Below are 11,678 nucleotides of genomic sequence, written 5' to 3'. Positions count from 1 at the left end.
CTTAGCGCTCTCCTTCCGAAACCAGCATCGCCTCTTCCGCCGCCTGTTCGGCGGCCGATTGCACAAGCGGCACCGCCACCGGCGCCGCCGTGCCCGTGACGATGGCCCGGGCATAGCCCCACAGTTGCAGCACCAGCCGCAGCGACAGGATCGAGAAGGCCACCGGCGCCAAGAGCTTGGCGGGCCAAAGCGGCAGGGCGATGTCGATCGAGCTGTCGCGGCTCCACAGCGGGCGGGCGAAATCGAAGCTGCGTTCGAAATGCGCCCAGGATCCCCAGATCAGCAGGACTATCAGGACCAGCATGAAGAAGGTCGTGAGGAACTCCGCGCTCCACAGGGCGCGGCCCTTCAGGCGGCCCACCAGGATGTCCATGCGGATGTGGCCCCCGTCACGCTGTGTGAAGGAAATCCCCATGAAGGCGATCAAAGGCATCAGTTGTTGAATCCAGTCAACATACCCCGGCAGCGGCGCGTTGAAGAGGTTGCGCCCGCCGACGCTGACCACCGCCAGCACCATCAGCGAGAAGACCGCCACCCCCGAGACCAGCGCCAACACCCGTTCCACGCGGTATAGCCCGCGATCCAACCGGCTCAGCGCCGAGCCGTCCTCCAATACCGACGATAGACCGGCCATTGCCACCCCCCTGACATGCGAAAAGTTACAAAAAGGCCGCCATGCCAGACAGTTGCACGGCGGCCTTCAGGTTTCAGATTACATCTGCGCCTCTTTCAGCGCGGCCATCATCGTATCGTAAAGCTCCTGCCCCGGCAGGCCCTGGGCGGTCATGTCGGCGATCCACTGTTCGCGGATCGGATCGGCCGCCTTGGCGCGGAAGGCCGCCAGATCCTCTTCCGAGAAGGTCACCTTCTCGACGCCCCGTTCGGCCAGGACCTGGTCCCACTTCTCGTAGATCTTGCCGTATTCGGCCAGGTAATGCTCCATCACCACCGGGATGGCGGCGTCCAGCGCCGCGCGGTGCTCGTCCGACAGCATGTCATAGGCATCGGTATTGACCACGACGGGGCAGTTCACGGTGCCGGGGTTCAGGTTGGTGGTCCACCAGTCCGCCATGTCGATGGTACGGAAGCTGAGGTGGGCATGGGGCGCGAAGCTGACCGTGTCGACGGTGCCGCTGTCCAGCGCCGCATAGGCCTCGGACGAGGTGACCGAGGTCGGCACGGCGCCCACGGTGCGGAAGGCCTCGCCGATGCCGCCGGTGGCGCGCACCCGCATCCCCTCGAAATCTTCCAGGGTGGTGCGCGGCGCGCCGGTGCCCACCAGATTGTACTGCGGCAGCGGCGAGGGCATCAGCAACATGGCGTTCCAGCGGCCCAGATCTTCCTTTACTGCCGGGTGGTTATAGACCGCCATTGAGGCTGCGATCTCTTCCTCAAGCGTGTTCACCCCTAGGAAGGGCAGCTCCAGCACGGTGATCGAGGGGTTCTTGTCGCGGTGGTAGCCGGCGCAGAACTGGGCCATCTCGAAGGCCCCGATCGAGATCCCGTCGAGGTTCTCGGTGTTCTTCGACAGACCGCCGTAGCTGATGTTGAGGGTAAATTCGCCGTTGGTGGTCTCGTCCAGCACCTCGGCCAGCTTTTCCACATGGGCGGTGAAGGCGCGCGGCTTGCCCCAGAGCGAGACGCTCCACTCATCCGCCTGGGCAGCGCCGGTTGCACCGAGGCACAGCGCCGCCACGGCGGCGCCGGTCATAATGGTCTTCATGATGTCCTCCCTTGCAGGCCCTCTCCTCCGGGGCCGGTTGCGGGGAGAAGCCTAAAGGCTGAGACCCGTCGCGCAAGTAAATTTCCCTACCGAAAATCCGGTAGAGCCGGGAACGCCGCCCGGACGGAACTAATAGGAATACGGGGCATCCACCCTTTCAGGTTGTGGATATCCCCGCATCCTTTCCCTTTTTCAACATCTTAGGCTGAGGTGGCTTTCAGCGCGGGCGCCACGCGACGCAGCCGCAGCGCATTGGTGACCACGATGACCGAGGAGGCCGCCATGGCCGCCGAGGCCAGCATCGGCGACAGCATCGGCCCGCCCCAGATCGCCAGCAGCCCCGCCGCCACCGGGATCAGCGCGACGTTATAGGCGAAGGCCCAGAACAGGTTCTGCCGGATATTGGCCATGGTGCGCCGCGACAGGTCCAGCGCGGTGACCACACCGCGCAGGTCGCCGCCGATCAGCACCACCTCGGCCGCCTCCATCGCCACATCGGTGCCCGAGCCCATGGCCAGGCCCACATCCGCCGCCGCCAGCGCCGGGGCGTCGTTGATGCCGTCGCCTGCGAAGATCACCGCCCCTGCCTCGGCACGCAGCTCTTCCACGGCGCGGGCCTTGTCGGTGGGTTTGACCCCGGCGCGAACATGTTCGATGCCCAGCTCTTCGGCCACATGGCGGGCGGCTGCGGGGCTGTCGCCGGTCACCATGGCCGGATGCAGCCCGCGCGCCTTCAGCGCCGCGATCACCGCCCGGGTCTCATCCCGGATCTGGTCAGAGATCGCCAGAACCGCCAGCGGCTGGTCGAGCTTCTCGGCATAAAGCACCGTGGCACCTTCATTTTCCCAGTCCTCGGCCTGTGCCGCCAGGGCCTCGGGCAGTTCGGCGCGCAGGAAGGCGCGGTTGCCGATGCGGATCTCTTCGCCACCCACCGTGCCGGTCAGCCCCTCGCCCGGGATGGCGGTCACCCCCTCGGCCTGGGGCAAGGGCAGCCCGCGCGCCTCGGCGCCCGCGACGATGGCGCGGCCGATGGGATGCTCCGACTGCGCCTCCAGCGCGGCCAGCAGGGCCAGGGCCGTATCCTCGTCGCCAACCGCCGCGATGCCGCCCAGCACCGGTTTGCCCAGGGTCAGGGTGCCGGTCTTGTCGAAGGCCACCACCCGCGCCTCTTGCATCCGTTGCAGGGCGTCGCCCCGGCGGAACAGAACCCCCAGTTCCGAGGCCCGCCCGGTGCCCACCATGATGGAGACCGGCACCGCCAGCCCCATGGCGCAGGGGCAGGCCACCACCAACACCGACACGGCGGCGACCACCGCCGCCCCCAGCCCGCCCCCGGCGATCCACCAGACCGCGAAGGCCAGAGCCGCCGCGACGATCACCGCGGGCACGAAGACCCCGGCGATCCGGTCGACCAGGTTCTGTACCGGCAGCTTGGTGCCCTGGGCCTCGTCCACGGCCTGCATGATACGGGCCAGAACCGTATCCTCGCCCGTGGCCGTGGCGCGCATCACCAGCGCGCCCGCGCCGTTCACCGTGCCGCCGATTACCGGATCGCCCGCGCGACGGGTGACCGGGATCGGCTCGCCCGTCACCATGCTTTCGTCGATATCCGAGGCGCCCTCGGCCACCACCCCGTCCACCGGCAGGCGGTCGCCGGGTTTCAGCGCGATCATGTCCCCCGGTTGCAGAGCACTGACCGGCACCGCCGACAGGGTGCCATCGGGGGCGCGCAGCATGGCTTCGCGCACCTGAAGCCCGGCCAGCCGCCGGATCGCCGCCGAGGCGCGCCCGCGCGCCCGGGCCTCCATCCAGCGGCCCGCCAGGATCAGGGTCACGATGACGGCGGCGGCCTCGAAATAGACATGGGCCGCGCCCTCGGGCAGCAGGGCCGGGCCAAAGGTCGCCAGGGTGGAATAGGCCCAGGCGGCAGAGGTGCCCAACACCACCAGGGCGTTCATGTCCGGGGCCAGGTGGCGGATCGTCGGCAGGCCCAGGCGGAAGAACCGCGCGCCGGGCCAGGCCAGCACCAGGGTGGTCAGGACAAACTGGATGACGTTGGAGGTGGTCTGGCCCAGGGTCGCGGCGATCCAGTGGTGGAAGGCGGGCACCAGGTGGCCGCCCATGGCCAGCACCATCACCGGCAGGGTCAGCGCCGCCGCCACCAGCGTGTCGCGCCGCAGCGCCGCCGTTTCCGCCTCGGCCCGGGCCTGAGCCTGATCTGCGGCACTGGCGCCGCCCTCGGCCTCTTGCGCGGAATATCCCGCCTTTTCAATCGCCTGCACCAGGTCTTTCATGTTGACCGCGCCGGTCAGGACGCGGGCCCGCGCGGTGCCGTTGGCCAGGTTGAACCCGGCCTCTTCGACCCCCGGTAGGGCGGTCATCGCGCCTTCGATCCGGGCCGCGCAGGATCCGCAGGTGGCGCCCTCGACATCCAGAACCAGGGTGGTTTCCGCCGCCGGATAGCCTGCCTCTTGCAGCCGTGCCGCCACGGCGGCGGGGGTCAGGCTGCCGTCGTGGTCGATCTCGGCCTTGCGGGTCGCCAGGTTCACCCGCGCGGCCCGGGTGCCGGGCATGTCCGACAGGGCGGTCTCGGCGCGGCGCACGCAGCCGCCGCAGTTCAATCCGGTCACTTCCAGGGTGAGGGTCTGATCCTGCGGCACGATCTGGTCCATGGGGTTTGACCTTCTGGCAAATGGGGTATGACCAAATACATGGGTCCGCCGCTCACCAAAGGTCAAGGGGCAGCCCTGCTGCCCCTTCTGCGGCGCATGGCCGCCCTTCCCTGCCTGCAATCGCCAGCAGGCGCTGCCTAGCCGACCCGCGCACCCGCGACGAAGACCGAGCGCACCACCGGCACATTGCCCCGTTTGGCAAAGCGGATCAGGTCGGCCCGCTGGCCCACCTCCAGCGCGCCCCGGTCGTTCAGCCCCGAGGCCCGCGCGGGCGCGCGCGTCACCGTGGACAACCCGCGCGCCATGTCGCCCCAATGCTCGCCCAGCATGACGGCGGCCTGCAACAGCGCCGCGGGCACATAGTCCGAGCTGATGATGTCCAGAAGGCCCAGATCGGCCAGTTCCATGGCGCTGACATTGCCCGAATGCGAGCCGCCGCGCACCAGGTTGGGCGCCCCCATGATGGTCTTGATCCCGTGGTCATGGCAGGCCCGGGCCGCCTCGACCGTGGTCGGGAATTCGGCCAGGCGGATCCCGTGGGCGGCCGAGGTCTCGACCTGGGCGCGGGTGGTGTCGTCATGGCTGGCCAGCACGGCACCATAGCGCGCGGCGGCCTGAACCGAGGCCTCTTCGTGCCGCGCCCCCAGCCGGTCGTGCAGGTCGTACAAGAACTGGCAATAGTCGTCGAAACCTTCCTTGGACAGGCCATGCTTGCCGCAAACGTAATCCTCGAATTTCGAGATGTCGCTGAACTGGCGCTGGCCCGGCGTGTGATCCATCAGGGAAACGATGCCGACGTTGTCCTCGGGGCCGAACTCGCTGAGTTCCTCGATCAGGGTCTCGGAACAGGTCTCGGCCCGCAGGTGCAACTTGTGGCTGATCTTCAGGGCCCCGGCCCGGCGCATCGCCGCGATCTCATCGGCCATGGGGCGGGCGTAACGGCGGTAGTCGCCCTTCGACCCTTCGACGATCGAACCCACGCGGATGGCGTCAAAGACCGTGGTGATGCCACAGCCGCAGAGCTCGGCGTCATGGGCGACGATGGCGGCGTGATGCGGCCAGTGGGCCTTGGGGCGGGGGGTGATGTGGCGCTCCAGGTTGTCGGTGTGCAGCTCGATCAGACCGGGCGACAGGAAATCGCCCTCGCAGTCCAGCGCGCCCGATGGCACGGCGCCGCTGCCGATCTCGGCGATCTCGCCATCCCGGATCACCACATGGCCGGGCCGGGTCTCGTCCGGCAGCACCAGCATGGCATTGGCCAGCACGCATTCGCCCGTCCGCGTCGTTGCCATTTCGTCCTTCATTGCACCTGTCCCATCTCTTCGCCCGCGTCCTGCGGGGCCTTATCCAGAAGCGCCAGCACCGCCGCGACGGTGTCCTCCAGCGGGCCGGAATTGTCCAGTTCCACGGCCGCGACGCCCTCGGGCAGGGCAAAGCCCGCCCGCGCCAGGCGCCGTTCGATCTCTGCCGCCGTTTCGCGGCCCCGCTGCGCCAGCCGCGCCGCCAGCACCGGCGCAGGCGCGGTCAGCAGAACGCAGGTAAAGCCCGGCACCTTGGCCCGGGCCTCGGGCAGCACGGCCCGCGACAGGTTGACCAGCAGGTCCTGCCCCGCCGACAGATCCGCCAGCACGCCGCGCGGGATGCCGTAGTGCAGCCCATGGGCGGGCCAGGACAGCAGGAAGTCGCCCGCCGCCGCGCGCCGGGTGAACTCGGCCTCGGTCACGCCGTCGAACTCCTCGCCCCCTGCCTCGCTGGGCCGGGTGATGACCCGGCGCACCAGCCGGATCCCGGGCCGCGCGGCGGCCACGGCCGCCATCACGCTGTCCTTGCCGACGCCCGAGGGGCCGACGATGCCAAGAAGCCTGCCCGCCATCTCAGGCCGCCCGAACCGGGGTGAAGCCGGTCACGTCGATCTCGCGGTCGCAGACCCGCTCGCGCGCCTCGACGTCGTGGAAGATGCCGACGATGGCCGCGCCACGCGCCTTGGCCTCTTCGATCAGGCCCAGCACCTCTTCGCGGTTGGTGGCATCCAGGCTGGCGGTCGGTTCATCCAGCAGCATGGCTGGGTACTGCCGGGCAAAGCCGCGCGCGATGTTGACCCGCTGCTGTTCGCCGCCCGAGAAGGTCAGCGGCGACAGCCCCCAAAGGCGCTCGGGGATGTTCAGCCGCCGCAGCAGTGCTTCGGCCCGCGCCCGCGCCTCGTCCTGGGCCACGCCGACCGACAACAGCGGCTCGGCCACCACCTCCAGCGTCGGCACCCGGGGCACCACGCGCAGGAACTGGCTGACATAGCCCAGCACCTCGCGCCGCACCCGCAGCACCTCGCGCGGCTCGGCCGCCGCGATGTCGACGCCGCCCACCAGGATCCGCCCGCTGGCGGCCAGGTAGTTGCCGTAGATCATCCGCATCAGGGTGGATTTGCCGGCCCCCGAGGCCCCCACCAGGGCCACGCATTCGCCCGGCATCACCGACAGCGAGGCGCCTTCCATCACCGGAATGGTGGTGCCGCCCTGATTGTGCAGGGTAAAGGTCTTGGTCACATTCTCGACCGAGATCATCGCATCCGTCATCGTGCTTTCCTCAAACCTGAAGAACCGAGCTGACCAGCAGCTGGGTATAGGCGTGCTGCGGATCGTCCAGCACCTGATCGGTCAGGCCGGTTTCCACCACATGGCCCGATTTCATCACCATCAGCCGGTCCGCCAGCAGGCGCACCACGGCCAGGTCATGGGTGACGATGATCGCCGAGAGGCCCATCTCGCGCACCAGCCCGCGCAGCAGGTCCAGCAGACGCGCCTGCACGCTGACGTCCAGCCCGCCCGTGGGTTCATCCATGAAGACCAGGCGCGGCCCGGTGACCAGGTTGCGCGCGATCTGCAAGCGCTGCCGCATCCCGCCCGAGAAGGCGGTCGGGCGGTCATCCATGCGGTCGGCGGCGATCTCGACCCGGCCCAGCCAGTCCTCGGCCTTGGCGCGGATGTCGCCGTAATGGCGCGCCCCCAGCCCCATCAGCCGCTCGCCCACATTGCCGCCGGCGCTGACGTTCATCCGCAGCCCCTCGTGGGCGTGCTGATGCACGAAGGCCCAGTCGGTGCGGCTCAGCATCCGGCGCTCGGGCTCGCTCATGGTGACGGTATCCACCAGGGCGCCCTGCTGATCGAACAGCACCCGGCCCTGATCGGGGGCCAGATGGCCCGCCAGGCAGTTCAGCAAGGTGGTCTTGCCAGAGCCGCTTTCGCCGACGATGCCCATCACCTCGCCGGGGTACAGATCGAAGGACACGTCCTCGCAGCCGATCCGCCCGCCGTAGTATTTCGCCACCTCTTCCACCCGCAGCAGCGGGCGGTCGGTGACCCTGTCGAAATCCTTCATCTCTCGCCTCTCCGTTCCAGCCCGGGGCGCATCCGCCCCATGGCGATGGAATCCGCCAGATAGCCTTCGGTCATCGTGTCCCCGCGCAAGAGACCCTCGCGCTCGAACCCGTGTTTCTCATACAGCGCCAGCGCCGCCGCATTCTCGGCCGCCGCCTCAAGGTAGATGCGGCGCAGGCCCAGCCAGTTGTCGGCCAGATCCAGCACCGCCGTCATCAGCTGGCCGCCCAGGCCCCGCCCGGCGAAATCGTCGTGCACCGCCAGGAAGAGATCGGCCATATGCCCCTGACGGCCACGTCGCGGCATCAGGCAGACCAGGCCCACCACCTTGTCTTGCAGCACCGCCACGATGCTGCGCGCCGTGCCCTCGCCGTCGCCGCGCAGGAACAGCGCGCGGACCTCGGCCTCGGTCGGATAGGGCAGCCGCATGGTGCCCAGGCGCACCTGGGCGCCGCCCAGGATCTCGACCAGATCGGCCAGATCCTCGGGGCGTGGCGCACGCAGATCGGCGCTCACGCCGCATCCTCCGCCGCCACGCCCAGCGGGCCCAGATGCCCCGCCGCACGCCGCTCGCCGCAGTAATCGGTGTCGGAACAGACGAACATCCGCCCGCCCGCGTCATCGGTGATCACCTCGTCCAGATAGCTGTCCTGGGCGCCGCAGAGATCGCAGCCATGCTGGGCCTTCATCCGGGTGAAGGGGTAGTCCTCGAAATCCAGGCTGACGACCTGGCAATAGGGCGGCAGGGCATAGATGCGTTGCTCGCGCCCGGCGCCAAACAGCTGGATCCCCGCCATCTCCAGCTTGGGGTTGTCGAACTTGGGGATCGGGCTGGGGTCCATCACATAGCGCCCCTCCACCTTCACCGGATAGGCGTAGGAGGTGGCGATCTCGCCGTGCCGCGCGATGTCCTCGTAGAGCTTGACGTGCATCAGCCCGTATTCCTCCAGCGCGTGCATCTTGCGGGTCTCCACCTCCGACGGCTCAAGAAAGCGAAGGGGCTCGGGGATCGGCACCTGGTAGACCAGCACCTGGCCCTCGGTCAGGTCACGTTCGGGGATGCGGTGGCGGGTCTGGATCACCGTGGCCTCGGCGGTCTTCTCGGTGGTGGCGACCTGGGCCACCTTCTCGAAGAAGCGGCGGATGGACACGGCGTTGGTGGTGTCATCCGCCCCCTGGTCGATCACCTTGAAGCGGTCCTCGGGCACCATGATGGCGGCCGAGATCTGCACGCCGCCGGTGCCCCAGCCATAGGGCATGGGCATCTCGCGGCTGGCAAAGGGCACCTGATAACCCGGGATCGCCAGCGCCTTCAGCAGCGCACGGCGGATCATCCGCTTGGTTTGCTCGTCGAGATAGGCAAAGTTGTATTCAGACATGACAGGAGCCCCCCGCATGGACATGGTTTTCATCGCCTTCTTCGGCGTTCTGGCGCTGGTCGTGGCGCTGATCGTCGGCATCGCCGGCTGGCGCGTCTTCTTCGGCAGCGCAAAGGACCTGCCGAATTCCGGCCCGGCCCGCCGCACCCGCGTCCATGGCCGGGCGATCCGCCCGACGCCGGGCCATGGCAGGCCGAAGGCCAAGCGCCCGCCCGAGGGCTGAGGCGCCCCCTGCCCCTATCCGATAGCCGAAAATACTCTCGCCGAAGGCATCGGCCCGGCACGGGTCGAAAGAGGGATGACCACTCATTCCGCCGCCTCCCGGCTGGCGCCCTGGGCCCGCGCCTCGTCCGCCTCGCGGCGGATCTTGCGCACCAGCTCCAGTTCCGACTGGAAGTCGACGTAATGCGGCAGCTTGATATGCTCAAGAAAGCCCGTCGCCTGGATATTGTCCGAATGGTACAGCACGAATTCCTCGTCCTGCGCCGGGGCGCCCTTGTTGTCCTCGCCCAGCTCTTTCCAGCGCAGCGCCCGGTCGACCAGGGCCATGGAGATGGCCTTGCGCTCGGTCTGGCCGAAGACCAGGCCATAGCCGCGGGTGAACTGCGGCGGCTCGGATTTCGAGCCCAGGAACTGGTTCACCGTCTCGCATTCGGTCAGGGTGATCTCGCCCAGCTCGATGGCAAAGCCCAGCTCGGGCACCTCGGCCTCGACCGGAACGGTGCCGATGCGCAGCTCGCCCACGAAGGGGTGGTTCTTGGCATAGCCCCGCTGGGTCGAATAGGCCATCGACAGCACAAAGCCCTCGTCGCCCCGGGTCAGCGCCTGAAGGCGCAGCGGGCGGTTGGCGGGCAGCTCCAGCGGTTCGCGGGTCAGATCGCCCGGCAGGTCCTCTTCCGCCACGGGCGGCACCTCGTCCTGGATCAACCCCTCCTGGTTCAGAAAGGCGGTGACACGCGGCATCACCGGGGGCTCGGCCGCGCCCTGCGGTTCGGCCTCGCGCGCGGCTTCCGCGCCCGTCAGCCCCTCGGCCTCCAGCGCGAAATCCAGCAGACGGTGGGTATAGTCGAAGGTCGGGCCCAGCACCTGGCCCCCCGGCACATCCTTGAAGGTGGCCGAGATACGCCGGTCGCAGGCCATGGCGCCGGTGTCCACCGGATGGGAATAGCCAAAGCGCGGCAGGGTCGTCCGGTAGGCGCGGATCAGGAAGATCGCCTCGATCAGATCGCCCCGCGCCTGCTTGATCGCCAGGGCCGCCAGATCGGGATCGTAGAGAGAGCCTTCGGCCATCACCCGGTTCACCGCCAGGGCCAGCTGTTCGCGGATCTGCGCCACCGACAGCTCGGCCACCGCCAGATCGCCCCGGCGCGCCTCGTCCAGCCACTCATGGGCCTTGTCGATGGCCTTTTCGCCACCTTTCACTGCCACATACATCAGACAGCCTCCCCTTCGCTCACGCGGGTCGAACGGGGCAGCGCCCAAAGGGAACTGCCGTCGCAGAAGTAGAAATCCAGCCCCAGCGGGAAAAGCGCCCGGTTGCCCTGGAAGGGCGTGACCGCAGGCAAGGAGACCGCGCGGCTGTCCTTGATCCCCGGCCCGCTCAGGCTGACCGGCTGGCCCTCATAGGCGCCGTCGACAATCAGCGTGGCCGACCGGTCCGGATATTCCGCCGTACCGATGGCGTATTGGCCCAGATCGCCCATGGCCGCCCAATCGCCCAGCACAAAGGCCGCCTCGGTGGCGCCGACCAGCGGCGCGGCGCAATGGAAGGTGATCCAGTCGCGCAGCTCGGGCCGGTCATGATCGCCCGCCAGATGCAGCGGCGTCTCGGGGTCGCACAGAACCAGCAGCAGGGTGGCCGCCGCCGGGCTGACCGGCGCGGGCGCGGCGCCCGTCTCGGCCAGATGCTGCACCTCGCCCGGACGCGCCATCGCCTCTAGCGCGGCGCGGAAGGCGCGGGCCGACTGGCGTGGGCCGTCGCTGAACCCGCCCAACAGGGCTTCGCTTGCCATGACCATCAGTCTTCTCCCCGTACCATGGTGAAGAAATCCACCTTCGTCTGCTCGGCCCGGGCCGCACGGGCGGCGCGGGCCGCCGTCATCTCGGCCTCCAGCGGCTCCAGAAGCTCGGCGCGCAGGCGCGCCGCCTCGGGGCCCTGCATCGCCGCGTCCACCAGCGCCGCGATCTCGGCCTTCTTGCGGTCGCGCCCCTGCACCATGGCATGGCCGACCGCCCCTGCCTCTGTGCGCAGCGAACAGCGGGTCACCGTCATCTCGCCCAGATTGAACGCCGCCCCGGTGCCGCCGGTGCGGCCCCGGACCATCACGCCGCCCACCTCGGGCGCCCGCAGCCAGCTAAAACCAACTTCGGTTCCCGCCGCCGCCCAAAGGGTCGCCAGACGCCCCGCAGGGGCCTTCGCCAGAAGCGACATCCAGGCTTTCCGGGCCGCCTCCTCTTTCGTCAATTCCCGCCGATCGGCCATTAGACATCCTTGCAGACTTGTCTAGATTTCTATACAACTAGACAAATCCTT

General features: G+C 68.7%; 13 protein-coding genes. 1 reads left to right on the top strand and 12 read right to left on the bottom strand.

The window, feature by feature from the left end; genetic code table 11:
- Position 1 precedes the first annotated feature (1 nt).
- The 9 genes from ACRARE_RS16630 to ACRARE_RS16590 all read right to left on the bottom strand — a co-directional run bounded on the left by ACRARE_RS16630 (position 2) and on the right by ACRARE_RS16590 (position 9,145).
- Positions 2-634: a TRAP transporter small permease subunit gene (locus ACRARE_RS16630; protein ID WP_432657577.1), complete on the bottom strand. Its 633-nt coding sequence runs from the start codon at positions 632-634 to the stop codon at positions 2-4.
- A gap of 78 nt (positions 635-712) precedes the next feature.
- A complete protein-coding gene (locus ACRARE_RS16625) occupies positions 713-1,723 on the bottom strand; it encodes a C4-dicarboxylate TRAP transporter substrate-binding protein (RefSeq protein ID WP_432657576.1) in 1,011 nt (336 codons plus the stop codon).
- Positions 1,724-1,923: 200 nt separating this feature from the next.
- A complete protein-coding gene (locus ACRARE_RS16620; RefSeq protein ID WP_432657575.1) occupies positions 1,924-4,395 on the bottom strand; it encodes a heavy metal translocating P-type ATPase in 2,472 nt (823 codons plus the stop codon).
- A 137-nt stretch (positions 4,396-4,532) separates the two neighbouring features.
- Complete coding sequence (locus tag ACRARE_RS16615; protein ID WP_432657574.1) at positions 4,533-5,699, bottom strand: alpha-D-ribose 1-methylphosphonate 5-triphosphate diphosphatase; 1,167 nt, start codon at positions 5,697-5,699, stop codon at positions 4,533-4,535.
- Complete coding sequence (phnN, locus tag ACRARE_RS16610) at positions 5,696-6,268, bottom strand: phosphonate metabolism protein/1,5-bisphosphokinase (PRPP-forming) PhnN (RefSeq protein ID WP_432657573.1); 573 nt, start codon at positions 6,266-6,268, stop codon at positions 5,696-5,698. Before phnN ends, ACRARE_RS16615 begins: the two co-directional genes overlap by 4 nt.
- Position 6,269: 1 nt before the next feature.
- Positions 6,270-6,965 (bottom strand): phosphonate C-P lyase system protein PhnL, encoded by a 696-nt coding sequence (gene phnL / locus ACRARE_RS16605; protein ID WP_432657572.1) that lies wholly within the window; start codon positions 6,963-6,965, stop codon positions 6,270-6,272.
- 10 nt (positions 6,966-6,975) lie between these two features.
- Entirely contained in the window at positions 6,976-7,767 is a 792-nt protein-coding gene (gene phnK, locus ACRARE_RS16600) for a phosphonate C-P lyase system protein PhnK (RefSeq protein ID WP_432657571.1), read from the bottom strand.
- Positions 7,764-8,282 carry a GNAT family N-acetyltransferase gene (locus ACRARE_RS16595; protein ID WP_432657570.1) on the bottom strand — a complete coding sequence of 173 codons (519 nt, stop codon included), beginning with the start codon at positions 8,280-8,282 and terminating at the stop codon, positions 7,764-7,766. Before ACRARE_RS16595 ends, phnK begins: the two co-directional genes overlap by 4 nt.
- Positions 8,279-9,145 carry an alpha-D-ribose 1-methylphosphonate 5-phosphate C-P-lyase PhnJ gene (locus ACRARE_RS16590; RefSeq protein WP_432657569.1) on the bottom strand — a complete coding sequence of 289 codons (867 nt, stop codon included), beginning with the start codon at positions 9,143-9,145 and terminating at the stop codon, positions 8,279-8,281. Before ACRARE_RS16590 ends, ACRARE_RS16595 begins: the two co-directional genes overlap by 4 nt.
- Before the next feature lie 16 nt (positions 9,146-9,161).
- On the opposite strand from ACRARE_RS16590, the gene ACRARE_RS16585 reads away from it, so the two are divergent.
- Positions 9,162-9,368: a hypothetical protein gene (locus ACRARE_RS16585; protein ID WP_432657568.1), complete on the top strand. Its 207-nt coding sequence runs from the start codon at positions 9,162-9,164 to the stop codon at positions 9,366-9,368.
- Positions 9,369-9,451: 83 nt separating this feature from the next.
- Here the strand turns inward: ACRARE_RS16585 and ACRARE_RS16580 are convergent, their stop codons facing one another.
- The 3 genes from ACRARE_RS16580 to phnG are packed head-to-tail and all read right to left on the bottom strand — an operon-like array spanning position 9,452 to position 11,627.
- Positions 9,452-10,579, bottom strand: coding sequence for a carbon-phosphorus lyase complex subunit (locus tag ACRARE_RS16580; RefSeq protein ID WP_432657567.1), 1,128 nt, complete (start codon positions 10,577-10,579; stop codon positions 9,452-9,454).
- A complete protein-coding gene (gene phnH / locus ACRARE_RS16575; RefSeq protein ID WP_432657566.1) occupies positions 10,579-11,157 on the bottom strand; it encodes a phosphonate C-P lyase system protein PhnH in 579 nt (192 codons plus the stop codon). The genes ACRARE_RS16580 and phnH overlap by 1 nt, the downstream gene beginning before the upstream one ends.
- A gap of 5 nt (positions 11,158-11,162) precedes the next feature.
- Positions 11,163-11,627, bottom strand: a complete 465-nt coding sequence (gene phnG, locus ACRARE_RS16570; RefSeq protein ID WP_432657565.1) for a phosphonate C-P lyase system protein PhnG — start codon at positions 11,625-11,627, stop codon at positions 11,163-11,165.
- Positions 11,628-11,678 lie beyond the last annotated feature (51 nt).

This window comes from Pseudooceanicola aquaeponti, from assembly GCF_050897975.1.
In the GTDB taxonomy this organism is placed as follows: Bacteria; Pseudomonadota; Alphaproteobacteria; order Rhodobacterales; family Rhodobacteraceae; genus Pseudooceanicola.
Note: the sequence above shows the minus strand (reverse complement) of the source record. Positions and strands in the feature narration are given on the sequence as shown.